This is a genomic window from Agromyces sp. SYSU T00194 (assembly GCF_040496035.1).
GTDB classification, from domain to species: domain Bacteria; phylum Actinomycetota; class Actinomycetes; order Actinomycetales; family Microbacteriaceae; genus Agromyces; species Agromyces chitinivorans.
Genome location: NZ_JBEPJZ010000001.1, coordinates 2,558,613 through 2,580,437, shown reverse-complemented (window position 1 = coordinate 2,580,437; position 21,825 = coordinate 2,558,613). Strand labels below are relative to the sequence as shown.

General features: G+C 73.4%; 22 protein-coding genes. 5 read left to right on the top strand and 17 right to left on the bottom strand.

What is annotated here, in order from left to right:
* Positions 1-37: 37 nt before the first annotated feature.
* The 6 genes from ABZK10_RS12125 to ABZK10_RS12100 all read right to left on the bottom strand — a co-directional run bounded on the left by ABZK10_RS12125 (position 38) and on the right by ABZK10_RS12100 (position 5,739).
* Positions 38-352 carry a hypothetical protein gene (locus ABZK10_RS12125; protein ID WP_353809455.1) on the bottom strand — a complete coding sequence of 105 codons (315 nt, stop codon included), beginning with the start codon at positions 350-352 and terminating at the stop codon, positions 38-40.
* A 74-nt stretch (positions 353-426) separates the two neighbouring features.
* Positions 427-759, bottom strand: a complete 333-nt coding sequence (locus ABZK10_RS12120) for a peptidase (protein WP_353809454.1) — start codon at positions 757-759, stop codon at positions 427-429.
* Positions 756-1,931: an inorganic phosphate transporter gene (locus ABZK10_RS12115; RefSeq protein WP_353809453.1), complete on the bottom strand. Its 1,176-nt coding sequence runs from the start codon at positions 1,929-1,931 to the stop codon at positions 756-758. Before ABZK10_RS12115 ends, ABZK10_RS12120 begins: the two co-directional genes overlap by 4 nt.
* A 76-nt stretch (positions 1,932-2,007) precedes the next feature.
* Entirely contained in the window at positions 2,008-2,487 is a 480-nt protein-coding gene (locus tag ABZK10_RS12110) for an 8-oxo-dGTP diphosphatase (protein ID WP_353809451.1), read from the bottom strand.
* Positions 2,488-2,492: 5 nt separating this feature from the next.
* The gene (locus ABZK10_RS12105; protein ID WP_353809450.1) at positions 2,493-3,524 is read right to left on the bottom strand and encodes a 6-phosphofructokinase; all 1,032 of its coding nucleotides are present in this window, start codon (positions 3,522-3,524) and stop codon (positions 2,493-2,495) included.
* A gap of 94 nt (positions 3,525-3,618) precedes the next feature.
* Complete coding sequence (locus ABZK10_RS12100; protein WP_353809449.1) at positions 3,619-5,739, bottom strand: DEAD/DEAH box helicase; 2,121 nt, start codon at positions 5,737-5,739, stop codon at positions 3,619-3,621.
* 280 nt (positions 5,740-6,019) lie between these two features.
* On the opposite strand from ABZK10_RS12100, the gene ABZK10_RS12095 reads away from it, so the two are divergent.
* Both ABZK10_RS12095 and ABZK10_RS12090 read left to right on the top strand, forming a co-directional pair.
* Complete coding sequence (locus tag ABZK10_RS12095) at positions 6,020-6,298, top strand: metal-sensitive transcriptional regulator (RefSeq protein ID WP_353809448.1); 279 nt, start codon at positions 6,020-6,022, stop codon at positions 6,296-6,298.
* A gap of 2 nt (positions 6,299-6,300) precedes the next feature.
* Positions 6,301-6,846, top strand: a complete 546-nt coding sequence (locus tag ABZK10_RS12090; RefSeq protein ID WP_353809447.1) for an O-acetyl-ADP-ribose deacetylase — start codon at positions 6,301-6,303, stop codon at positions 6,844-6,846.
* On the opposite strand, the gene ABZK10_RS12085 is transcribed toward ABZK10_RS12090, so the two are convergent.
* From ABZK10_RS12085 to ABZK10_RS12065, 5 genes are all read right to left on the bottom strand, one after another.
* Positions 6,807-8,327 (bottom strand): SDR family oxidoreductase, encoded by a 1,521-nt coding sequence (locus tag ABZK10_RS12085; protein ID WP_353809446.1) that lies wholly within the window; start codon positions 8,325-8,327, stop codon positions 6,807-6,809. The two genes, ABZK10_RS12090 and ABZK10_RS12085, sit on opposite strands and share 40 nt — an antisense overlap.
* A gap of 67 nt (positions 8,328-8,394) precedes the next feature.
* Positions 8,395-9,255 carry an aldehyde dehydrogenase family protein gene (locus ABZK10_RS12080; protein WP_353809445.1) on the bottom strand — a complete coding sequence of 287 codons (861 nt, stop codon included), beginning with the start codon at positions 9,253-9,255 and terminating at the stop codon, positions 8,395-8,397.
* Positions 9,252-10,769: an aldehyde dehydrogenase family protein gene (locus tag ABZK10_RS12075; protein WP_353809444.1), complete on the bottom strand. Its 1,518-nt coding sequence runs from the start codon at positions 10,767-10,769 to the stop codon at positions 9,252-9,254. The genes ABZK10_RS12080 and ABZK10_RS12075 overlap by 4 nt, the downstream gene beginning before the upstream one ends.
* 11 nt (positions 10,770-10,780) lie before the next feature.
* Positions 10,781-11,791: a deoxyribose-phosphate aldolase gene (gene deoC / locus ABZK10_RS12070; RefSeq protein WP_353809443.1), complete on the bottom strand. Its 1,011-nt coding sequence runs from the start codon at positions 11,789-11,791 to the stop codon at positions 10,781-10,783.
* A 28-nt stretch (positions 11,792-11,819) separates the two neighbouring features.
* Positions 11,820-12,764, bottom strand: coding sequence for a sugar-binding transcriptional regulator (locus tag ABZK10_RS12065; RefSeq protein ID WP_353809442.1), 945 nt, complete (start codon positions 12,762-12,764; stop codon positions 11,820-11,822).
* A 138-nt stretch (positions 12,765-12,902) separates the two neighbouring features.
* Between ABZK10_RS12065 and ABZK10_RS12060 the strand changes: the two genes are divergently transcribed.
* Positions 12,903-13,832 (top strand): ROK family protein, encoded by a 930-nt coding sequence (locus ABZK10_RS12060; protein WP_353809441.1) that lies wholly within the window; start codon positions 12,903-12,905, stop codon positions 13,830-13,832.
* Positions 13,833-13,856: 24 nt separating this feature from the next.
* Here the strand turns inward: ABZK10_RS12060 and ABZK10_RS12055 are convergent, their stop codons facing one another.
* From ABZK10_RS12055 to truB, 4 genes are read right to left on the bottom strand one after another with little or no spacing between them, the layout of a single operon-like run.
* A complete protein-coding gene (locus tag ABZK10_RS12055; RefSeq protein ID WP_353809440.1) occupies positions 13,857-14,786 on the bottom strand; it encodes a bifunctional riboflavin kinase/FAD synthetase in 930 nt (309 codons plus the stop codon).
* Positions 14,783-15,226, bottom strand: coding sequence for a hypothetical protein (locus ABZK10_RS12050; RefSeq protein WP_353809439.1), 444 nt, complete (start codon positions 15,224-15,226; stop codon positions 14,783-14,785). The genes ABZK10_RS12055 and ABZK10_RS12050 overlap by 4 nt, the downstream gene beginning before the upstream one ends.
* 27 nt (positions 15,227-15,253) lie before the next feature.
* Positions 15,254-15,622 carry a hypothetical protein gene (locus ABZK10_RS12045; RefSeq protein ID WP_353809438.1) on the bottom strand — a complete coding sequence of 123 codons (369 nt, stop codon included), beginning with the start codon at positions 15,620-15,622 and terminating at the stop codon, positions 15,254-15,256.
* A complete protein-coding gene (gene truB, locus ABZK10_RS12040; RefSeq protein ID WP_353809437.1) occupies positions 15,619-16,521 on the bottom strand; it encodes a tRNA pseudouridine(55) synthase TruB in 903 nt (300 codons plus the stop codon). Before truB ends, ABZK10_RS12045 begins: the two co-directional genes overlap by 4 nt.
* A 50-nt stretch (positions 16,522-16,571) precedes the next feature.
* Here truB and ABZK10_RS12035 point away from each other — a divergent pair, with 50 nt between their 5' ends.
* Positions 16,572-17,567 (top strand): ketopantoate reductase family protein, encoded by a 996-nt coding sequence (locus ABZK10_RS12035; protein ID WP_353809436.1) that lies wholly within the window; start codon positions 16,572-16,574, stop codon positions 17,565-17,567.
* Positions 17,560-18,447 (top strand): HhH-GPD family protein, encoded by an 888-nt coding sequence (locus ABZK10_RS12030; protein WP_353809435.1) that lies wholly within the window; start codon positions 17,560-17,562, stop codon positions 18,445-18,447. Before ABZK10_RS12035 ends, ABZK10_RS12030 begins: the two co-directional genes overlap by 8 nt.
* Here the strand turns inward: ABZK10_RS12030 and rbfA are convergent, their stop codons facing one another.
* Positions 18,448-18,882, bottom strand: coding sequence for a 30S ribosome-binding factor RbfA (rbfA, locus tag ABZK10_RS12025; RefSeq protein WP_353809434.1), 435 nt, complete (start codon positions 18,880-18,882; stop codon positions 18,448-18,450).
* 53 nt (positions 18,883-18,935) lie between these two features.
* Positions 18,936-21,749 (bottom strand): translation initiation factor IF-2, encoded by a 2,814-nt coding sequence (gene infB / locus ABZK10_RS12020; protein WP_353809433.1) that lies wholly within the window; start codon positions 21,747-21,749, stop codon positions 18,936-18,938.
* Between the last annotated feature and the right edge of the window lie 76 nt (positions 21,750-21,825).

The following is a 21,825-nucleotide window of genomic DNA, read 5'->3' as shown; positions in this document are numbered from 1 at the left end:
GCGGGACGGCCCGTGACCGGTGCGCCGCGGGTGCGCGTCAGAAGAGCGCGAACGGCAGCATCGCGACGGTGAAGACCGCGGTGCCGACGAGGGCGAGCGCGCCGAACCCGATCACGACGGCGTTCAGCACGATGCCCCAGATCGCCAGGGTGCGACCGGCGGGCTCGCGGGTCAGCGCCAGGCAGCCGAGCACGAGGCCGGCGATGGGACCGATCACGGCACCGCCGCCGGTGAGGATGGAGACGATGCCGAGCACGAGGCTGGCGATGCCGAGCCCGCGGGGTGCGGCCGCGGTGGCGCTGGGGCCGTAGTCGGCGGTCGGGGCGGGGGTGGTGGGGACGGTGGTGGTCATGACATCCACGCTACGGTCGCGGCCGGGCCGGCGACATCCGGTGAACCCCCGTCCTGCGGCGGTGGTCCGCCCGCTCAGCCGTGGAAGGCGGGCACGATCAGGTAGATGCCGAACAGCACCGCGAGTCCGCTGAGGGCGAAGCAGGCCCAGGCGCCGACGAGGGCGAGTCGCTTCGCTCCCTCGCCGAGCGGGCTCTTCCTGGCCGCCTTCGCCGCGCGCTTCTCGGCCGCGCGGATCTCGGCGGGCGTCATGATCGTGATCGCGTCGGTGAACTCGGCGGGGCTCACCACGGGCGCCCGGCCCGAGACCACGAGCAGCCGGATTCCGAGCGCGTAGGCGGCGACCACGACGCAGGCGCCGAGCATCGACGCGACGAGCACGACGAGGAACGAGAACCAGTCGATCACGAGCGGGCCCCCTTCCGCTTGGCATCGCGCGGGATGCGGACCGCTCGGCCGGAGGCCGCGACCTCGCTGGTCACGTTGTGCTGGTTGACCTCGTCGCGCTTGGAGACGAGGTACAGCCCGATGATCGCGGCGAAGCCCGCGACCGCGTCGATCAGGATGCCGGCGACGCCGAGGTTCGCGACGAGCGCCGCGAGCGCGCCGATGATGCCCGCCGCGGGCAGCGTGAGCAGCCAGCCGATGCCGATGCGGCCCGCGGTGGACCAGCGCACCGTCGACCCGCGGCGGCCGAGGCCCGAGCCGATGACCGAGCCCGACGCGACCTGCGTGGTCGAGAGCGCGAAGCCGAGGTGGCTCGAGGCGAGGATCGTCGCCGCGGTGCTCGTCTCGGCGGCGAAGCCCTGGGCGGGCTTGACGTCGGTGAGCCCCGTGCCGAGGGTGCGGATGATGCGCCAGCCGCCGACGTAGGTGCCCAGCGCGATCGCGATCGCGCACGCGACGACCACCCAGCCCTGCGGTCCGGTACCCGTGGACTGCAGCCCCGCCGCGATGAACGCGAGGGTGATGACGCCCATCGTCTTCTGCGCGTCGTTCGTGCCGTGCGCGAGCGCCACCAGCGAGCTCGAGAACACCTGCGCGCGGCGGAAGCCGTCGCGGCCGTCGGGCTTGCGGTCGTTGCGCCGGGTGATCCAGTACGCCAGCCGGGTCGCGCAGAACGCGACGAGCCCGGCGGTGAGCGGCGCGAGCACGGCGGGCAGCAGCACCTTCGACGCCAGCACCGACAGGTCGATCGCCTGGAGGCCCGCGCCGACGAGCGCCGCACCGATCAGCCCGCCGAACAGGGCGTGGCTGGAACTCGACGGCAGGCCGAACAGCCAGGTCACCATGTTCCAGATGATCGCGCCGAGCAGCCCCGCGAAGATCAGGGTCGGCGTGATCAGCACGCCGTCCTCGCCCTCGCGGATGATGCCGCCGGAGATCGTGCGCGCCACCTCCGTCGAGAGGAACGCGCCGATGAGGTTCAGCACCGCCGCGAGCGCGACGGCCACCTTCGGGCGGAGCGCACCGGTCGCGATGGGGGTCGCCATCGCATTGGCGGTGTCGTGGAACCCGTTGGTGAAGTCGAAGAAGAGTGCCAGTACGACGACCAGCAGGACGACGAGGGTGAGATCCACCGGATGCTCTCTGTGGAGGGACGTGAACCGAAGCATCCTGTCACGCGCGGGCCCCGCGGGCAAACCGCTCGCGCGCTCAGGCGGCCGGATCGTCCTCCGCGACGACGCTCGCCAGGTCGCTGCCGAACCGGAAGGCGCGACGCACCCGACCGCCGGCGAGCACCCCGGGCAACCAGAACCTCGCGTCGTCCCACATCTCGCCGAGCGGCAGCCGGGCCACCGGGTACCAGGCCGGCACCAGCTCGTCCGACTCCCCCGGCACGCCGTCGAACCGCTCCGTGACGAACACGTCCGACTCCTGGCTCCATGCGCTCCGGGTCGGGAACCGGTAGGTCAGGCGGCCGCGGTGCTCGAGGTCGGATGCCGCGACGGTGACGCCCGACTCCTCGTACACCTCGCGCACGGCCGCCGCCACCGCGGACTCCCCGGGTTCGAGCTTGCCGCCGAGCCCGACCAGCCGCCCGGCGCCGAGCCCCTCCTTCTTGCGCCCGAGCAGCACCTGCCGCCCGCCCTCGCCGTCGCGGAGCAGGTAGCAGACGCAGACCCGGGGCAGCACGATGCTCAGCCGAACAGGATCTTGGCCTCGTCGTAGCGCGACTGCGGCACCACGTTGAGCCCGCCGGTCGCGTCGGCGATGCTCACGACCTCGATGTCGGTGCCGGTGAGCGAGACCATGGAACCCCACGCGTGGTCGTGCACGGCCGTGATGGCGGACATGCCGAGCCGGGTGGCGAGCACGCGGTCGAAGGCCGACGGGGCGCCGCCGCGCTGGATGTGCCCGAGCACGGTCTCGCGCGACTCGATGCCGGTGCGCTCCTCGATCATCGGCGCGAGCAGCTCGCCGATGCCGCCGAGACGCGGACGCCCGAACGCGTCGAGCCCCTTGTGCGAGTGCGCCTCCGACATGCCCTCGAGGGTGAATCCCTCGGCGACCACCACGAGCGGTGCGCGTCCGCGATCGCGGACCGACTCGACCCACTCGCAGATCTGCTCGATGGTCTTCGGCTGCTCGGGGATGAGGATCGCGTGGGCGCCCCCGGCCATGCCCGAGTGCAGCGCGATCCAGCCGACGTGACGGCCCATGACCTCGACCACCATGCAGCGACCGTGCGAGTCGGCCGTGGTGCGCAGGCGGTCGATCGCCTCGGTGGCGATCTGCACGGCGGTGTCGAAGCCGAACGAGTAGTCGGTGGCGGCGAGGTCGTTGTCGATGGTCTTGGGCACGCCGACGATGTTGATGCCGCCCTCGTCGACGAGGCGGCGCGCGGCCGTCAGGGTGCCCTCGCCGCCGATCGCGATGATCGCGTCGATGCCGTTCTCGTCGAGCATGCGCTGGATGTTCTCGGGCCCGCCGCCCTCGCCCTCGAAGGGGTTGGTGCGGCTCGACCCGAGGATCGTGCCGCCCTGCTTGGAGAGCCCGCGCACGTCGTGGCGGACGATCTCGGTGAAGTCGCCCTCGACGACGCCGCGCCAGCCGTTGCGGAACCCGACGAACTCGTCGTCGTGCGAGATGACGCCGTTCAGCACGGCACCGCGGATGACGGCGTTCAGTCCGGGGCAGTCGCCGCCGCTGGTGAGCAGACCGATCTTCATGGGATGCACGACTCCTTGTCGATCATCGGTGCGGGTGGTGGTGCCGACCCGGTGCCCCGGGGCGGGTCTGCCGCAGTCTATCGACAGCCGGTGATCAGAGGGTGCCGTCCAGCGCCTGCCGCAGCAGGTGCTGGAGCGCGTCGAGCTGCACCGAGTCCGCCGAGCCCGGGTCGACGTCGGAGCCGTCGAGCGCGCGGGCGGCGAGGCCCTGCTTGGCGTCGATCAGCTCGGCGATGCGCGTGTCGATCGTGTGCGCGGCGATGATGCGCCACGCGGTGACCGGCTCGTCCTGGCCGATGCGGTGCACGCGGTCGATCGCCTGCGTCTGCTCGGCGGCCGTCCAGCTGAGCTCGGCCAGCACGACGTTCGACGCCGACTGCAGGTTGACGCCCACGCCCGCCGCCGTGAGCGAGCAGACCGCGACGTGCACGTCCGGGTCGGAGTTGAACGCGTCGATGGCGGCCTGGCGTGCGATCGCCGACTGGTCGCCGCGGATCGACACCGAGCGCAGCTCGCGCGCCGCGAACGCGGCCTCGGCCTGGTCCATGACGTCGATGTGCTTGGCGAAGAACACGACCTTGCCGGCCGACCGCGCCAGCTGCGCGGCGTAGTCGGCGGCCAGGCCGGCCTTGGCCTGGCCGATGCGGCGCACCATGGTGAAGACGTTGTCGCCCGACTTGGCGCTGCGCGACTCCTCGAGCTCGGCGCTCGCCACGGCCCGGATGAACGCGTCGCGCTGGTCGTCGTCGAGGTCGCCGACGCGCAGGTCGCGGCTCGCGACGAGCGTGCGGAACCGCTCGGCGAGGCGCTGGGCGAGCTCGCGCTCGGCCTGGCGGATGGAGCGGCCGAGCTCGTCGTCCAGCTCCACCGGGAGGTCGGCCACGCGCTTGTCGGGCAGGTCGGCGGCGACGTCGACCTTTCGGCGACGCACGATGCCGAGGTCGACCACGGCCTGCCGTGCCTCCGGGTAGAACCCCTGGTCGGCGGGCGTCAGCCCCGTCTCCTCGAGTCGTGCGAGCAGCTGCGGAGCCGGCTTGTCGCCGTCGATCCAGCCGAGGAACCGCCAGATCGCGCGGAAGTCGTCGACGTCGTTGATGAGCGGCGTGCCCGTCAGCGCGAGCAGCAGGGGGTCGCCGCCGGGCGCGCGCTCGCGGATGCGCTGCGCGAGCTGCAGCACGTTGCGGGAGCGCTGCGACTGCAGGTTCTTGATGAAGTGCGCCTCGTCGACCACCATGCCGCGGAAGCCGAGCGTCGACAGCCACGACATGTGCCGGTCGAGTACGTCGTAGTTGACGATGACCACGTCGGCGAACGCGTCGAGGGTGTCGCCGTCGCCGTGGATCACGGTCGCGCGGCGGTGCGGCGTCCAGCGCTCGACCTCGCGCGCCCAGTTCATCTTGACGACGTTCGGCACGACCGCGAGCAGCGGGTACGCGTCGGCGACCGACGCCGCGAGCACGCTCTGGGCCGTCTTGCCGAGGCCCGGCTCGTCGGCGAGCAGGAACGTGCGATGCCCCTCGCGCGCGGCCTCGATGAAGCGGGCCTGGTGCCGCATGAGCTCCAGGTGCCGCGGCGACAGGCGATCGATCGCCGGCGCCTCGGGCAGCTCCATGGTGGCCGCGCGGCCGCCGGCCCCCTGCTCGAACGCCTTGAACAGCGGCTGCAGCAGCTCCCAGTTCGCCAGGCGGCGCACGGGCACGGGCGCCTTCCGCGGCGCGCTCAGGTCCGGCGCCAGGAACGGGTTCGCCAGCTGGCGCGCCCGCACCGACTGCGGCACGACCTGGTTCTCGCTGATCGGCTCGGCGGCCGGTTCCGGCTCGCGCGAGATGATCAGCTCGTCGGGGCTCAGCTCGGCGCCCGACTCGAGCAGCCAGTCGCGGCGGAACCGCTGCGCGACCGTGGAGATCGAGGCATCCGGCTCGAGCAGCGAGATGAGGCTCGTGTCGCGGGCCGCCGTCTTCGCGAGGATCTGCGCGATGCCGTCGAGGCGCTTCAGCAGTTCGGCCCGGGGTCCGTCGTCGATCGACGCGTCGCCCCTGACCCGCGACCGCTCCTCGCGCATGAGCAGCGCGATCACCTGGAACTTGGTGCGGTTGGTCGGCCCCACCTTGCCCTTCTGGGCCTTCGCCTCGACCTCGCGCACCTTGCGCGCGAGGATCGGGATGATGGGCGCGTCGTCGTCGCGGGAGCGCGTGCGCTGCCTCGTGCTGGCCATGGTCCTCCAAAACTCCTCACCGCCCGGTGCGGTGCGCCCCCGGGCGGATGCCCCGTTCCCGTCGACCGCGCCGGCGCCCGAGGGGTGCCGCCGTCGTGACGGGGTGCGCCGAGACCGGTGTCCGAGCAAGGTGCGAGCTTCTGGCGGGTGGCCACTCGACACCGTCGGAACGAGAAAAGCAGGCTCGACCGGCGCGGCGTCCAGTCTAGCCGCAACCCGCGCGTGGTCGCCACGCGGACCGCCGTGCCGGGCCGCGGCGCGGTGGGACTACCCTGAGAGCGTGATCGAGGACATCAAGAAGCGCGCGCTGCACCGCACGCGGATCATCGAGGGCCAGCTGCGCGGCATCGAGAAGATGATCGAGAGCGAGGAGTACTGCGTCGACATCGTCACGCTGTCGCTCGCGGTGCAGAAGTCGCTCGCCTCGCTCAACAAGCTCCTCGTCGAGAACCACCTGCGCACGCACGTCAGCCACATGTACGAGGCGGGCGGCGAGGAGCGCGAGGCGGCCGTCGCCGAGCTCGTGCGGCTGTTCGAGCTCTCCAACAACCGGAGCTGACCGTGCCCCGGCTGCAGCTCGTGACCGGGGACCTCACGCACGAACGCGTCGACGCGATCGTCAACGCCGCCAACTCCACGCTGCTGGGCGGCGGGGGCGTCGACGGCGCGATCCACCGCGCCGGCGGCCCGGCGATCCTCGCGGAGTGCCGGGCGCTGCGCCAGTCGGTGCTGCCCGAGGGGCTCGGCACGGGCGAGGCCGTCGCCACGACGGCGGGCCTGCTCGAGGCGCGCTGGGTGATCCACACCGTCGGGCCGGTCTGGCCCGGCCCGGGCGACGAGGCCGACGCGCGGCGCGAGCTGCTCGCGGGCGCCTACGATTCCTCGCTGCTGCTGGCCGCGGAACTCGGCGCCGACTCGATCGCGTTCCCGGCGATCTCGGCGGGCGTCTACGGCTGGCCGATGGGCGACGCGGCGCGCGTCGCGATCGGCGCCGTCGCGGCGGCATCCGCCTCCCCCGGCCTGGTGCGGTTCGTCCTCTTCAGCGCCGCGACGCACCGGGTGTTCGCTCAGGCCGCGGAGGAGGCCGGGGTCGCGGTCGAGTCCTGACCCCGCGCATCCGACGCCTGCGCCTCGGCGAGCGCCCGCGCCGTGATGCGGTTCGCCATGCCGGAGAAGATCACGCCGTGGAACGGCAGGATCGCGAACCAGTACAGCCGGCCGGGCAGCCCCTTGGGGAAGAACACCGCGCGCTGGCGGTAGACGGATGCCTCCCCGTCGGGTTCCGCCGACATCTCCAGCCATGCCCGCCCGGGCAGTCGCATCTCGGCGCGCAGGCGCAGCAGCCGCCCGCGGTCGATGCGCTCGACCCGCCAGAAGTCCACCGCGTCGCCCGGGTGCAGCTCGTCGGGGTCGCGCCGCCCGCGGCGGAGCCCCACGCCGCCGACGAGCTTGTCGATCCAGCCCCGCAGCGCCCAGGCGAGCGGGAAGGAGTACCAGCCGTTCTCGCCGCCGACGCCCTCGATCACCGCCCACAGGTCAGCGACGGGTGCGGGCGAGCGCCGCTCGCGCAGGTCGGTGTAGACCGTGTAGCCCGCCCAGTCGGGGTCGCTCGGCAGCGGGTCGCTCGGGGCGCCGAGCACCTCGGCGTTGCGCCAGCTCGTCTCGACGTCGCCGCGGCGCTCGCGCTCGAGCGCCAGCCGCACCGCCCGGCGGTAGGGCGTCAGCCCGCCCTCGGGCGGCGGGATGAGCGCGTCGATGTCGTGCTCGCGCGCCACGCACTCGAACTGCAGCGATTCGATGATCGGCACCGCGAGGCGTCGCGGGATGGGCGTGACGAGGTTCACCCACTGGCTCGCGAGGTACGGCGTGAGCACCGGCAGCGCAGCGATGGGCCGCTGGTGCAGGCCCGCCTCGACCGCGTACCCGTTCATGAGCTGGCCGTACCGGTGCACGTCGGGTCCGCCGATGTCGAACGTGCGGTTCACCGCGCCCGGCACGTCGGCCGCCTCCACCAGGTAGTGCAGCACGTCGCGCACCGCGATCGGCTGGATGCGGTTGCGCACCCAGCGCGGCGCGGGCATGTAGGGCAGCACCTCGGTGAGGTGCCGGATCATCTCGAACGACGTCGAGCCGGAGCCGATGATGACGCCCGCCTGCAGCACGATCGTCGGCACGCCGGAGTGCAGCAGGATCTCCCCCACCTCGACGCGGGACGCGAGGTGCCGCGAGAGCCGGTCGGAGTCGGGGTGCAGCCCGCCGAGGTAGACGATGCGCTCCACGCCCGCCGCCCGCGCCGCCCGCGCCACGTTGCGTGCGATCGCCCGCTCCTCCGCGGCGAAGTCGCCGCGCCCGCCCATGGAGTGCACGAGGTAGTAGAGCACCTCGACGCCCTCGCAGGCACGCGCGACGGATGCCTCGTCGACCAGGTCGCCCTGGACGACCTCGACGTCCCCGGCCCACGGCACGTCGCGCAGCCGCTGCGGCGAGCGCGCCAGCACCCGCACGTCGTGCCCCGCCGCCGCGAGCCGCGGCGCGAGGCGCCCGCCGATGTAGCCGGTCGCGCCGGTCACCAGCACCCGTCGTCCCATGTCGTCCCCCTCCCGGCTCACCACGCTACGTGAGCCCGGCGCCGGGAGGGCCGGATTCCCGGCGACCTCAGATCATGCTCTTGGTGTGCCAGACCGTCTTCGTCTCGGTGAACGCGGTGATGCGGTCGAGCGACGGCGCGGCGGCATCCGGCCCCTGCTCGGGGCGGAGCACGCGCTTCAGCGTCTCGGCCGCGGCGATCTCGAGGTCGACCCAGTCGAGCGCCCCCGCGCCGACGAGGTCGATGGCGTTGACGTCGTCGTGGCTGGCGAGCCAGGGCGCGATCTCGGCCGGCGAGCCCGTGAGCGTGTTCACCACGCCGCCGGGCACGTCGCTGGTGGCGAGCACCTCGGCGAGGCTGATCGCCGGCAGCGGGTACGGCTCGCTGGCGATCACGACCACGGCGTTGCCCGCGACGAGCGCGGGCGCGACGGACGAGACCAGGCCGAGCAGGGCCGTGTCCTGCGGGGCGACGACGGCGACGACCCCGGTCGGCTCGGGCACCGAGATGTTGAAGTACGGGCCCGCGACCGGGTTGGCGTTGCCGGCCACCTGGGCGAACTTGTCGGACCAGCCCGCGTACCAGACCCAGCGGTCGATGGCCTCGTCGACCTGCGCGGTCGCCGCGGCGCGGGTGACGCCCTCGAGCTGCATGACCTCGTCGACGAACTGCGCCCGCCGGCCCTCGAGCAGCTCGGCGATGCGGTAGAGCACCTGGCCGCGGTTGTACGCGGTCGCACCCGCCCAGCCGGACAACGCGGAGCGCGCCGCGACGACCGCGTCGCGCGCGTCCTTGCGCGAGGCCTTGGCGGCGTTCGCGAGGAACGACCCGTCGGCGGCGCGCACCTCGTAGGTGCGGCCGGACTCGCTGCGCGGGAACTTCCCGCCGATCGCGAGCTTGTACGTCTTCGGCACGGCCAGCCGGCTCATCGCTTCGCTCCCTTCGCCTGGCGCTTGGGCGTTCGTGCGGGCTGCTCCTCGGGCGGCGTGATCGCCGCCCGGTCCCGAGCGGCGGGCGCGAGGTACGCCGCGAGCCCGTGGCGGCCGCCCTCGCGGCCGTAGCCCGACTCCTTGTAGCCGCCGAAGGGACTCGCGGGGTCGAACCGGTTGAACGTGTTCGCCCACACGACGCCTGCGCGGAGCCTGTCGGCGACCGCGAGGATGCGGCTGCCCTTGTCGGTCCAGATGCCGGCGGAGAGCCCGTACGGCGTGTTGTTCGCCTTCGCAACCGCCTCGGCCGGCGTGCGGAAGGTCAGCACCGAGAGCACCGGTCCGAAGATCTCCTCGCGCGCGATGCGGTGGCTCGTGGAGACGTTCGTGAAGATGGTCGGCGCGAACCAGAACCCCTCGTCGGGGATCTCGCAGTCGGCGCTCCAGCGCTCGGCGCCCTCCGCCTCGCCCGCCGCGCTCAGCTCGCGGATGCGGTCGAGCTGCTCGCGCGAGTTGATCGCGCCGATGTCGGTGTTCTTGTCGAGCGGGTCGCCGAGGCGGAGCGTCGACAGGCGCGCCTTCAGCCGCTCGACGACCTCGTCGTGCACGTTCTCCTGCACGAGCAGTCGGCTGCCGGCGCAGCAGACGTGGCCCTGGTTGAAGAAGATGCCGTTGACGATGCCCTCGATCGCCTGGTCGATGGGCGCGTCGTCGAAGACGATGTTCGCGGCCTTGCCGCCGAGCTCGAGGGTGACCTTCTTGTGCGTGCCCGCGACCTGCCGCGCGATGGCGCGGCCGACCCCCGTCGAGCCGGTGAAGGCGACCTTGTCGACGTCGTCGTGCGCGACGAGCGCGGCACCGGTCTCGCCGGCGCCCGTGATGATGTTCACCACGCCGGGCGGCAGGTCGGCCTGCTGCACGATCTCGGCGAACAGGAGCGCCGTGAGCGGCGTGGTCTCCGCCGGCTTCAGCACGACCGTGTTGCCGGCCGCGAGGGCGGGCGCGATCTTCCAGGCGAGCATGAGCAGCGGGAAGTTCCACGGGATCACCTGCGCGGCCACGCCGAGCGAGCGCGGGTCGGCGCCGAGTCCCGCGTGGTCGAGCTTGTCGGCCCAGCCCGCGTAGTAGAAGAACCAGGCGGCCACGAGCGGCACGTCGACGTCGCGGCTCTCCTTGATGGGCTTGCCGTTGTCGAGGCTCTCGGCCACCGCCAGCTCGCGGGCGCGCTCCTGCAGCAGGCGCGCGATGCGGAACAGGTACTTGCCGCGGTCGCGGCCGGACATGCGCGACCAGGTGCGCTGGTACGCGCGGCGCGCGGCGGCCACGGCCGCGTCGACGTCCGCCGCGTCGGCGGTCGAGACGGTCGCGATCCGCTCCTCGGAGGCGGGCGAGATCGTCTGGAACGGCGTGCCGTTGCCGTCGACGAACTCGCCGTCGATGAACAGGCCGTACGCGTCGCGCAGGTTCAGGATCGCGCGCGACTCGGGAGCCGGCGCGTACTCGAGAAAGCTCATGGTTCGACTCCTCAGTCGATCGTCAGGTAGTCGGGTCCGGAGTAGTGGCCGCTCGCCAGCTTCCGGCGCTGCATCAGCATGTCGTTCAGCAGGCTCGATGCGCCGAACCGGAACAGGTGCGGCGCCAGCCACTCCTCGCCCACGGTCTCGGCGACGGTCACGAGGTACTTGATCGCGTCCTTCGACGAGCGGATGCCGCCGGCCGGCTTCACCCCGATGCGCTGGCCGGTCAGGCGGTACCAGTCGCGGACGACCTCGAGCATGAGCAGCGTCACCGGGAGCGTCGCGGCGGGCTGCACCTTGCCGGTCGACGTCTTGATGAAGTCGCCGCCGGCGAGGATCGCGAGCCACGAGGCGCGACGCACGTTGTCGTAGGTCACCAGCTCGCCGGTCTCGAGGATCACCTTGAGCGACGCGGAGGTGCCGTCGGGACGCGCGCAGGCCTCCTTGACCCGCACGATCTCGTCGAAGACCTGGCCGTAGCGCCCCGCGAGGAACGCGCCGCGGTCGATGACCATGTCGATCTCGTCGGCGCCCGCGGCGACGGCGTCGGCGGTGTCCTGGAGCTTGATCGCGAGCGACGAGCGGCCGCTCGGGAACGCGGTGGCCACCGCGGCGACCGAGACGAGTCCGTCGTCGGGGTCGCCGTGGGCCGCGCCGAGGGCCTCGACGGCGTACGGCACCATGTCGCCGTACACGCACACGGCGGCGACGCGCGGCGTGCCGGGCTCCGACGGGTCGGGACGCAGCGCCTTCGCGACGAGCGAGCGGACCTTGCCCGGGGTGTCGGCGCCCTCGAGCGTCGTGAGGTCGATGAGCTCGATGATGCGGTCGATCGCCCACGCCTTGGACGTGGTCTTGATCGAGCGGGTGCCGAGCGACGCGGCGCGCTGCTCGAGCCCGACCGCATCGACGCCGGGGATGCCGTGGAGGTAGCGGCGCAGGGTCGCGTCGTCGGGCTCGCCGCCGAGGATGGCGACGGCGCGCTCGCGTGCGTGGTGCACGAGCTGGGAACCGGACATGGGTGGTGACTTCCTTCGTCTGGACGGACTAGCCGTCGAGGATGTGGAGGGCCGTCTCCTCGTCGGTGACGAGGACGGTGCAGAGGCCGCTGCGGACGACCGCGTCGGCGACCGCGTGCTTGCTGCGGCCGGCGATCACCGCGATGGCCTGGTCGGCGTCACGGAGCTCGTCGAGGGTGAGTCCGACGGTGCGGGCGTCGAGGGCGGGGTCGACGATGTTGCCGTCGGGGTCGATGTAGCGGCCGACGACGTCGCCGACGGCGCCCTTGCGGACGAGCTCGTCGACCTCGCCCGCCGACAGGTACCCGCTCTCCACGTGCACGGAGTCGTGGTCGGCGGCGCCGGCGCTGAAGAGGTAGGCGCCGGCCGAGCGGGCCTGGTCGATGACGCCCGCCACCACGCGGTCGGACTCGATGGCCTGCTTCGTCTCGATGCGCTCGAGGATCGCGGGGCTCGGCAGCAGCGTCGCCTGGCCTGCGGCCTTCTGCGCGATCGCGACCGCGGTCGCCGCCGCCGTGCCGGCACGCCGGTTGAGGCTCACGCCGCCGTTGATCTGCACGACGCTGACCCCGGACGCCCAGCCCTGCCGGAGGTGCTGCGCGACCAGGTGGAGGGTGCGGCCCCAGCTGACGCCGAGGGTGCGCGGCACCGGCCGCAGCGCGGTCAGGTAGTCGGCGGCGGCCTGCGCGGTGCGGATCTGCACCTCGTCGGGGCCGTCGACCCCGGCGGTGGAGACGACGATCGCGTCGTCGAGGCCGCGCTCCTCGCGCAGCCGACGCTCGATCGGCAGGCGCCTGGCGCGCGGATGGACGATCTCGATGCGGATGTAGCCCTTGGCCTTCGCCTGCGACAGCAGCCGGCCGACCTTCCACCGGGTGAGGTGCAGTGCCTGCCCGATCTCGTCCTGGGTCTTGTTCTCCTCGTAGTAGAGCTCCGCCGCACGGATCGAGAGGAGTTCGTCGGTCTCGACCATCACGCTCCTTCCGACTCCTCCACGGTACGCCCGGTTCGCCCGCGCAGCAACACATGCAGCGCTTCCTGCTCAGATGAGCAGTGCGGATGCCTCCCGCGGCGCAGCGTCGGCGCGCCGCCGCTCACTAGGCTGGGCTCCATGCGCCCCCTCGCCCTCGCCGTCGACATCGGCGGCACGAAGGTCGAGAGCGCCCTCGTCGACGACACGGGCGCACTCGTGCCCGGATCGCGGCATCGGCGCCCGACCGGACCCACCGCCACCTCCGACGAACTCGCCGCGCACGTCGCGCAGGCGGTGACCGCGACCGCCGCGGGCCTGCCCGACGACGGCGCACTCGTCGGCTGCGGCATCGGCGCGGCCGGGCCGGTCGACCTCGTCGACGGTCTCGTCTCGCCCCTGAACCTGCCCGTCTGGCGGGGCTTCCCCCTGGTCGACCTCGTCGAGCGCGCCCTGCCCGGCGTGCCGGTCACCCTGCGCATCGACGGCCTGTGCATCACGCTCGCCGAGCACTGGGTCGGCGCCGGGCGCGGCGTGGGGGCGATGATGGGCATGGTCGTCTCGACCGGCATCGGCGGCGGCTTCATCCTCGACGGGAGGGCGGTGGCGAGCCCGACCGGCAACGGCGGGCACGTCGGGCACATCGAGGTCGGCGGGTTCGACGACGCGTGCCCCTGCGGCGGTACGGGGTGCGTCGAGGCCGTCGCATCCGGTCCCCGCACGGTGGCCTGGGCGCGCGCGCAGGGATTCGCCGGCGCGACCGGCGAGGAGCTCGCCGCCGCGCACGCCGTGGGCGACGCGGTCGCGATCGCGGCCGTGCGCCGCGCGGGCACCGCGGTCGGACGCGCGATCGCGTCGGCCACGAGCCTGCTCGACCTCGACCTGGTCGCGATCGGCGGCGGGTTCTCGCACGTCGCGCCCGAGTTCTTCGACCATGCCCGTGCCGCGCTCGCCGAACGCACCGGCTTCGGCTTCGTCACGCGGCTCGAGATCGTGCCGTCGGCGCTGTCCGGTGACGGGCCGCTGATCGGCGCGGCCGCACTCGTGCACCGGCCGCACGACCTGGCCTGACGCGCGACCTCGCCTGACGCGACCTCAGGCGAGCGTGCGCCGCACGTCCTCGACGTCCTGCCGCATCTGCGCCATGAGCGGCTCGAGCCCCGCATAGGCGACCATGCCGCGCATCCGCTCGGCGAACGCGATGTCGACGACGTGGTCGTACAGGTCGATGTCGGCATCGAGCACGTACGCCTCGACCTGGCGCTGCGGCACGCCCTCGAAGGTCGGGTTGTCCCCCACCGAGATCGCCGCGGGCAGGCGCTCGCCGCCATCGACCAGCCAGCCGGCGTAGACGCCGTCGGCGGGGATGAGCCCCTCGGACTCGGGTGCGAGGTTCGCCGTCGGGAAGCCGAGCTCGCGGCCGCGGGCGGCACCGTGCACGACGATGCCGCGCACCGTCGGCAGGTGGCCCATCAGCCGCCCCGCCGCCGCCACGTCGCCCGCGTCGAGCAGTTCGCGGATCCAGGTCGACGACACGCGGCGATCTGCCTCCGGCACCACGTCGTCCACCACGCGCACGGCGAACCCGTGCCGCTCGCCGGCCTCGGCGAGGCTCGCCACGTCGCCCGCGCCCCGGTGGCCGTAGCGGAAGTCGCCGCCCACGAGCACCTCGCGCGCGTGCAGCCCGTCGACCAGCACCGAGCGCACGAACTCGTCCGGCTCGACGGAGGCGAGTCGCGCGTCGAAGTGCAGCAGCAGCGTCTCGTCGATGCCCGTGTCGGCCAGCAGGTCGAGCTTCTGTCGCACGCTCACGAGCGGCTCCGGGCACTTCTCGGGCGCGAGGTGGGCGAGCGGATGCCGGTCGAAGGTGACCACCGCGGACGCGACGCCGAGGGCCTCGGCCCGTCGGCGCAGCTCGCCGATCACGGCGCGGTGGCCGGTGTGCACGCCGTCGAACTTGCCGATCGTGACGACGGACGGCCCGGCGTCGCCCGGCACGTCGGCCAGGCCGTCGAACACCCTCACGCGGCATCCTCCCCGCGACGCACCGGGTGGCGGGCGAGCCACCACATGCCGAGCACCGGCAGCACGACCGGGATGAACACGTAGCCGCGGCCGAAGGCCGACCACACGGTGTCGTGCGGGAACAGCGCCGGGTCGACGAGCGAGAGCGTGCCGACCACCAGCACGCCCGTGAACTCGAACGCGATGGTCGCCCAGGCCACCACGTACCAGGCGCGGCCGCGCCGCACGAGCGCCACCGTCGCGACGATGTACACGACCGCGGCGAGCGCCGACAGCACGTACGCCAGCGGCGCCTCGTCGAACTTCGTGGCGATCTGCACGAAGGAACGCCCGGTCGCCGCGAGGGCGAGCACGGCGTACACGGCGACGAGCACGCGCCCGATGCCGCTCATGCGCGGCCGGGTCGCAGGGGCGTCCAGGGGGTGGTCGACTTCGGTCATGGTTCCTCGATTATCGCAACGGGCGCGTCACGCCTGCTGCACGGTCCAGATCTGCAGCATGCGGTAGACCATCACCGCGACGGCGAACGCCGCGACCCCGAGCACGACGGTGCTCCAGCGGCTGCGGTCGAGCAGGGCCCAGAACCCGGCGGCGGCCGGCAGCAGCGCCGCGGAGACGAGATAGACCCAGAACTCCAGCGGGTCGCCCGTCGGGGCGTTGCCGAACGCCGGCGCGGCGATCGCCACGACCACCTGCGCGACCAGCAGCAGCTCCACGAGCGCGAGCGCGCCCATGCTGAGGTCGCTCGGCACCCGGCCGGCCAGTCCCAGCACGACGCACAGCAGCCCGGCCGCCGTGGCGATGCCGACCTGCAGCAGGGCGAACCACTCGATCACGGTGCCTCCTCCGCGGGGAACCCGGTCACGACGGCGAGGGCGCCACCGCGTCGCTCGACGATGGCGACCAGCCGGCCCACCGGGTCGACGGCCGCGAACGGCCCGCGCGCGCCCGGGTCGATGGCGACGCGCTTGCCGTGCCCGAGGTCGGTCGCCTGGACGGCGTCGACGTCGACGCGCGGCAGCACGCGCGACGCGGCGTCGGCGGGAGCGATGAGCGCCCCCGGCACGTCCGTGTCGTCGGCGAGCACGACGGCGTCGGCCACGTCGAACGGCCCGACGCGCGTGCGGCGCAGGCGCGTCAGGTGCCCGCCCACGCCGAGGCCGGCACCGAGGTCGCGGGCCAGCGCCCGGATGTACGTGCCCGACGAGCAGTCGACGACGACGTCCAGGTCGATCCAGCCCTCGCCGCGACGCTCCGCCTCGACCTCGAACGCGTGCACGGTCACGGCGCGCGCGGCGAGCTCGACGTCCTCGCCCGACCGCACGCGGTCGTATGCGCGCCGGCCGTCGACCTTGATGGCGCTGACCGCGCTCGGCACCTGCTCGATCGGTCCGGTGAGGGCTCGGACGCCCGCCTCGATCGCCGCCGCGGGGACCGCCGCGACCCGCGCGGGGTCCGCGGCCCGGACGACCTCGCCCTCGGCGTCGTCGGTCACGGTCGCGACGCCCAGGCGAATGGTCGCCTCGTACCGCTTGTCGAGGCCGACCATGTGGTGCAGCAGGCGCGTGGAGGTGCCGATGCCGATCACGAGCAGGCCCGTGGCCATCGGGTCGAGGGTGCCGGCGTGCCCCACCTTGCGGGTGCCGGCGAGCCGACGCACCCGGCCGACGACCCCGTGGCTGGTGATCTGCTGCGGCTTGTCGACGAGGAGGATGCCGCTGGTCACGGGGGTCAAGGCTACCAGCGTGCGACCCGCGTCCCGCGCGGGCACGTAGGCTTGCGCGGGTGAGGATCGGGATCGTCGGCGCCGGGGCGCTCGGAGGGGCGTTCGCGGCACTGCTCGCACGTGCCGGCCACGAGGTCGAGGTCACGGCCCGCGGCGACGGGCTCCGCGCCATCCGCGACGACGGCGTCCGGCTGAGCGGCGGCTACGGCGAGGTGCACGTGCGCGTCGCGGCATCCGACCGGCTGTCGTCCCGCCCCGACCTCGCGCTGGTCTGCACCAAGGCGCAGGACGCCCGCGCGGCCATCGCCGACAACCGCGACGCGCTCGACGGGACCACCGTGGTCGTCGTGCAGAACGGCCTCGAGGGCGTCGACACCGCGCGCGAGCTGCTGCCCGGCGCCGACTGCTACGGCGTGCTGTCCATCATCGCCGCGAACTACACCGAGCCCGGGCACGTACGCATCACGACGACGGCCGCGAGCTACCTCGGCCGCGACGCCGGGCCCGCCGACGACGGATCCCGACGCGTCGCCGCACTGCTCTCGGAGGCGGTGCCCGTCGTCGCGATCGACGGATTCGCGGGCGCCCAGTGGACCAAGCTCGTGGTGAACATGCTGAACGCCCTGCCCGCGATCACGGGCCTGAGCGTGCAGGCGGTCATCGCCGACCGCCGCCTCCGCCGGGTGCTGACGGCGTCGATGCGCGAGACCGTGCGCGTCGGCGTCGCGAGCGGCGTCCGCTTCGGCGCCCTGCAGGGCCTCGGCGACCGTCGGCTCCGGCTGTTCGCCCGCCTGCCCCTCGCGCTCGGGCAGGCCCTGCCGCTGCTCATGGGCGTGCGCATGGGCCGCGTGCCCAACCTCGGCTCGACGCTGCAGAGCATCCGGCGCGGGCAGCGCACCGAGATCGACCACCTGAACGGCGCGGTGGTGCGGCGGGCGGATGCCGCGGGCGTGCCCGCGCCCGTGAACCGCGCGCTCACGGCGCTGGTGCACCGCGTCGAGGAGACCGGCGAGCACCTGCCGGTCGACGAGGTGCTCGGGGCGGTCGATGCCTGACACCGGGTCGGGCTCGGCCCTCGCGGACCCCGTCGTGCGCTGGTTCGCCGAGACGGCGCGCGACCTGCCCTGGCGCCGGGCCGACTGCAGCCCGTGGGGCGTGCTCGTCAGCGAGTTCATGCTGCAGCAGACGCAGGTCTCGCGGGTCGTGCCCGCGTTCGAGGCGTGGATGCGGCGCTGGCCGACGCCCGGCGCCCTCGCGGCGGAACCCGCCTCCGAAGCGGTGCGCGCCTGGGGCGGCCTCGGCTACCCGCGACGTGCGATGTGGCTGCACCGGGCGGCGGTCGAGATCGTCGAGCGGCACGACGGCGAGGTGCCCGCCGACGTCGACGCGCTCCTCGCGCTGCGCGGCGTCGGCCCCTACACGGCGCGGGCCGTGGCCGCGTTCGCGTTCGGGCGGCGCCATCCGGTCGTCGACACCAACACCCGCCGGGTCATCGCGCGCGCGGTTGACGGGCGGGGCGACGCGGGACCGCCCGACCCGCGACGGGAACTCGCGGCGATGGACGCGCTGCTGCCCGCGGACGAGCCCGCCGCGCAGGCGTTCAACGCGGGCATGATGGAGCTGGGGGCGGTGGCGTGCACGTCCCGCTCCCCCGCCTGCGATCGCTGCCCGGTCGCCGGGCTGTGCGCCTGGCGCGCGGCCGGCTACCCGGCGTACGACGGTCCGCGCCGGCGCGCCCAGGCGAGCTTCGCCGGCTCCGACCGGCAGGTGCGGGGCATCGTCATGCGCGAGCTCCGCGCCGCGCACCGGCCGGTGACGCGCGCGGAACTGGCGCCGGCCTGGCCGGACGCCGATCAGCTCGCGCGCGCGATCGACTCGCTCGTCGCCGACGGGCTGGCGGTCGCGCAGCCCGACGGGCTCGCGCTGCCGGAGTGACTACTCCTCGTCGGCCTCGCGCGGCTTGACGTACGGGTCGGCCTCACCCGCGTACTGGGCGGTGCTCGCCGACTTCGAGGTCTCCGCGTCGCGCTCGCGCGCCTCGCGGAGCAGGTCCTCGATGTGCTGGGCGTTCTCGGGGATCGCATCGAGGATGAACTCGAGGCTCGGCGTCAGCCGCGCCGTGATGTTCCGGCCGACCTCGCTGCGGAGCATGCCGGTCGCCGCCTTCAGCGCGGCCGCCGAGTCGGCGCGCTCCTCGTCGGTGCCGTACACCGTGTAGAACACGCTCGCGTGCTGGAGGTCTCCCGTCACCCGCACGTCGGTGATCGTCACGAACCCCAGACGAGGGTCGCGGATGCCCTTGTCGAGCCGCCGCGCGACGATCTCCTTGATGCGGTCGGCCATCTTCCTGGCCCGTGCCGGATCAGCCATGCTCTCCCCTTCCGAGAACGTCCGGGGCGGCTCGCGCCGCCCCGGACCGGAAACTAGACCCGCGGCTTCTCGCGCAGCTCGGTCGTCTCGATCTCGTCGCCGACCTGGATGTCGTTGAACTTGCCGAGGCCGATACCGCACTCGAAGTCCGTGCGGACCTCGGTGACGTCGTCCTTGAACCGACGCAGCGACTCGATCGCGAGCCCGTCCGCGACGACCACGCCGTCGCGGATGACCCGCGCCTTGGCGTTGCGCGTGATGGTGCCCGAGCGCACGATCGAACCGGCGATGTTGCCGAACTTCGAGGAGCGGAACACCTCCCGGATCTCCGCGACGCCCGACTGGACCTCCTCGAACTCAGGCTTCAGCATGCCCTTGAGCGAGTTCTCGATGTCGTCGATCGCGTTGTAGATGACGTTGTAGAAGCGCACGTCGACGCCCTCGCGGGCGGCACGCTCGCGCGCCTTCACGTCGGGCCGGACGTTGAACCCGATCACGATCGCGTTGTCGATCGTGGCCAGGTCGATGTCCGACTCGGTGACGGCGCCCACACCGCGGTGCAGGATGCGCAGCTGCACCGAGTCGTCGACCTCGATCTTCATCAGGGACTCCTCGAGCGCCTCCACGGCACCCGAGACGTCGCCCTTGATGATGAGGTTGAGCGCCTCGACCTTGCCCTCCTCGAGCGCACGCGTGAAGTCTTCGAGCGAGATGCGCTTGCGTGCCTTCGCCAGCTGCGCGTTGCGCTCGGCGGCCTCGCGCTTCTCGGCGATCTGGCGCGCGGTGCGGTCGTCGCCGGTCACGAGGAACGTGTCGCCCGCGCGGGGCACGGTCGACAGGCCCTGCACCTGCACGGGACGCGACGGCGTGGCCTCGTCGACCGCATCGCCGTTCTCGTCGACCATGGCGCGCACGCGGCCGTAGGCCGTGCCCGCGACGATCGCGTCGCCGACGCGCAGCGTGCCCGACTGGATGAGCACGGTCGCCACCGCGCCGCGGCCCTTGTCGAGCTTGGCCTCGATCGCGACGCCGCGCGCGTCCTTGTCGGGGTTCGCGCGCAGGTCGAGACCGGCGTCGGCGGTGAGCAGCACCGCGTCGAGCAGGTCGTTGATGCCGATGTCCTCGCGGGCCGACACGTCGACGAACATGACGTCGCCGCCGTACTCCTCGGCCACGAGGCCGAACTCGGTCAGCTGCTGGCGCACCTTCTGCGGGTTCGCGTCGGGCTTGTCGATCTTGTTCACCGCGACCACGATCGGCACGTCGGCCGCCTGGGCGTGGTTCAGCGCCTCCACCGTCTGCGGCATGATGCCGTCGTCGGCGGCGACCACGAGGATCGCGATGTCGGTCACCTGCGCACCGCGGGCACGCATGGCGGTGAACGCCTCGTGACCCGGGGTGTCGATGAAGGTGATCGCGCGGTCGCGGCCCTCGTGCTCGGTGTGCACCTGGTACGCACCGATGTGCTGCGTGATGCCGCCGGCCTCGCCCGCGACGACGTTCGCGTTGCGGATCGCGTCGAGCAGTCGCGTCTTACCGTGGTCGACGTGGCCCATCACGGTCACGACCGGCGGACGCCACTCGAGGTCCTCGTCGGACTCGTCCTCGAGCTCCTGCTCGAGGTCGATGTCGAAGCCCTCGAGGAGCTCCTTGTCCTCGTCCTCGGGCGAGACGATCTGGATCTTGTAGCCGAGCTCCTCGCCGAGCACCTCGAAGGTGGCCTCGTCGAGCGACTCGGTCGCCGTCGCCATCTCACCGAGGTGGAACAGCACGGTGACCAGGTTGCCGGGGCTCGCGTCGATCTTGTCGGCGAAGTCGGAGATCGACGCGCCGCGACGCAGGCGGACGACGGTGTTGCCGTCGCCGCGCGGGACCTGCACGCCGCCGATCGACGGCGCCTCCCGCATCTCGAATTCCTGCCGCTTCGTCCGCTTCGACTTGCGCGAGCGGCTCTTGCCGCCGCCGCGGCCGAAGGCACCCGCGGTGCCGCCGCCGGGACCGCGGCCACGGCCGCCGCCACCACCCGGACGCGGGCCGAAGCCGCCGGGACGCCCCGGAGCTCCGGTGAAGCCGCCACCGCCGCCGGGGCGCTGACCGCCACCGGCGCCGCCGGGACGACCGCCGCCGCCGGGACGACCGCCACCGCCGGGACGACCGGCGCCCGCGGGACGGGGCGCGCCGGGACGCGGGATCGACGGCCGGGGGATGTTGCCCGGGGTCGGGCGCTGGCCCATGCCCTGCGAGCTCGAGTACGGGTTGTTGCCGGGGCGGGGCTGCGCCGGGCGCTTGCCCATGCCCTGCGACGAGGCGAACGGGTTGTTGCCGGGGCGCGGGGCACCGCCCGGGCGCGGTGCGGAACCGCCGGGCTTGGGCGCGCCGGGCTTTGCTCCACCGGGCTTCGGCGCGTTGCCGGGCTTCGGCGCGCCACCGGGCTTGGCCGCGTCCGCGGCGGGCGCGGCGGTCTCGGGCTTCGGGGCCTCGGCCGGCTTCGCGGCCTCGGCACGGGCCTGGCGCTCGGCCACGCTCATCGGCTGGTCGGCCGAAGGTGCCGGCGACGACGCAGCGGGCTCGGCCGCGGCGGGCTTGGCAGCGGGCTTCGCGGCCGCGGGCTTGGCGGCACCCGGCCGGGCAGCGCCGGGCTTGGCCGCACCGGGCTTCGGGGCGGCACCGGGCTTCGCGGGAGCGCCGTTGCCGGCGCCTCCCGCGGCGCCGGCCAGCGCGGCCTTCAGGCGGCGCGCGACGGGGGGCTCGACGCTGGACGAGGGTCCCTTGACGTACTCGCCCATCTCCTTGAGCTTCTCGAGCGCGACCTTGCTGTCGACGCCGAGCTCGCTCGCGATCTCATGTACACGGGGCTTGGCAGCCACATCTCTCCTGTTCCGGGTCTGCGCCCGGACAGGGGCAGACCATACCTAGCGGACGGGTCTCATTTCGAGCCGTTCA

Excerpts from the sequence above, each read along its gene's own strand:
- ABZK10_RS12065 (WP_353809442.1), bottom strand. The coding sequence starts at position 12,764 with ATGGTCGAGACCGACGAACTCCTCTCGATCCGTGCGGCGGAGCTCTAC.
- ABZK10_RS12105 (WP_353809450.1), bottom strand. The coding sequence starts at position 3,524 with ATGAAGATCGGTCTGCTCACCAGCGGCGGCGACTGCCCCGGACTGAAC.
- ABZK10_RS12060 (WP_353809441.1), top strand. The coding sequence starts at position 12,903 with ATGCGCCCCCTCGCCCTCGCCGTCGACATCGGCGGCACGAAGGTCGAG.
- ABZK10_RS12100 (WP_353809449.1), bottom strand. The coding sequence starts at position 5,739 with ATGGCCAGCACGAGGCAGCGCACGCGCTCCCGCGACGACGACGCGCCC.
- rbfA (WP_353809434.1), bottom strand. The coding sequence starts at position 18,882 with ATGGCTGATCCGGCACGGGCCAGGAAGATGGCCGACCGCATCAAGGAG.
- ABZK10_RS12075 (WP_353809444.1), bottom strand. The coding sequence starts at position 10,769 with ATGAGCTTTCTCGAGTACGCGCCGGCTCCCGAGTCGCGCGCGATCCTG.
- deoC (WP_353809443.1), bottom strand. The coding sequence starts at position 11,791 with ATGTCCGGTTCCCAGCTCGTGCACCACGCACGCGAGCGCGCCGTCGCC.
- ABZK10_RS12030 (WP_353809435.1), top strand. The coding sequence starts at position 17,560 with ATGCCTGACACCGGGTCGGGCTCGGCCCTCGCGGACCCCGTCGTGCGC.
- ABZK10_RS12080 (WP_353809445.1), bottom strand. The coding sequence starts at position 9,255 with ATGAGCCGGCTGGCCGTGCCGAAGACGTACAAGCTCGCGATCGGCGGG.
- ABZK10_RS12085 (WP_353809446.1), bottom strand. The coding sequence starts at position 8,327 with ATGGGACGACGGGTGCTGGTGACCGGCGCGACCGGCTACATCGGCGGG.
- ABZK10_RS12125 (WP_353809455.1), bottom strand. The coding sequence starts at position 352 with ATGACCACCACCGTCCCCACCACCCCCGCCCCGACCGCCGACTACGGC.
- ABZK10_RS12050 (WP_353809439.1), bottom strand. The coding sequence starts at position 15,226 with ATGACCGAAGTCGACCACCCCCTGGACGCCCCTGCGACCCGGCCGCGC.